Annotated in this window: 1 protein-coding gene; it reads left to right on the forward strand. The window is 61.4% G+C overall.

Going from position 1 to position 1,063, the window contains the following annotated elements; all coding sequences use genetic code 11:
* Positions 1-1,063: amino acid adenylation domain-containing protein (locus tag IVB48_RS16070; protein WP_247400790.1), on the forward strand; the 1,063-nt coding region annotated here is incomplete at both ends.

Raw genomic sequence — 1,063 nt, forward strand, 5'->3', positions numbered from 1 at the left:
GGATGCGGTGGCGGTGGTCTGTGCGGACGAACGCTTGAGCTATGGCGAGCTCAATGCGCGGGCCAACCGCCTGGCGCATCATCTGATCGCACTCGGGGTCACGCCCGGGGATCGCCTTGCGACAATGCTGGATCGCTCCGTCGTCCTGGTGGTGGCACAGCTGGCGATCCTGAAGGCGGGCGGAGTTTATGTGCCGATCGATCGCAGTCTTCCACCAGCGCGACAGAGCTGGATGATGGCCGACTGTGCTGCGCGCCTGGTGCTCACCAACAGTGATGATGATCTAGTCGAGGTGACGATTCCTGTTCTGCCTATTGAGCCGCTCATGACTGGAGCAGGCCTTAGCACCGATCCTGGCTTGGCATTGACCGCCGAGGCTGCCGCCTACGTCATGTACACCTCCGGCTCGACCGGCCTTCCGAAGGGGGTTGTTGTTCCTCATCGTGCCGTAAACCGACTGGTCATCAACAACGGATATGCGCAGTTCAATGCGAGTGATCGTGTGGCGTGGGTGGGCAACCCCGCGTTTGATATCAGTACACTGGAAGTCTGGGCACCGCTGCTACACGGCTCTAGCCTGATCGTGATTCCATACACTGATGCGCTGCAACCAGGGGTGCTGCGCGGCCTGGTTCAGCAGCACCGCATTAGCGTCCTGCATTTGACGGCCGGGTTGTTCAACCAGAGCGCTGCTGATTTGGGCCCGGTGCCGGCGAGTTTGCGGTTGCTATTGGTTGGCGGTGATGCGGTTGATGTGGCGGCAGTCGCACGGATTTTGAGCCAGAGCCGACCGCAACATCTCCTGCATTGCTACGGTCCGACCGAGACGACGACTTTTGCGACAGTCTGCGAGATTACCGCGATTGATGAGACATTGCAGCGGCTCCCCATCGGCCGTCCGATTGCGAACACGCGTGTGTATCTGCTCGATGGCCATGGCGCGCCCGTTCCGTTGGGAGCGGTGGGAGAGCTCTACATTGGCGGGGCGGGGGTCGCGCGTGGCTATCTGAACCGGCCCGAACTGACGGCGGAGCGGTTCTTGGCCGATCCGTTCAGTGGTGAG

Source organism: Bradyrhizobium sp. 76 (assembly GCF_023073025.1).
Lineage (GTDB): Bacteria > Pseudomonadota > Alphaproteobacteria > Rhizobiales > Xanthobacteraceae > Bradyrhizobium.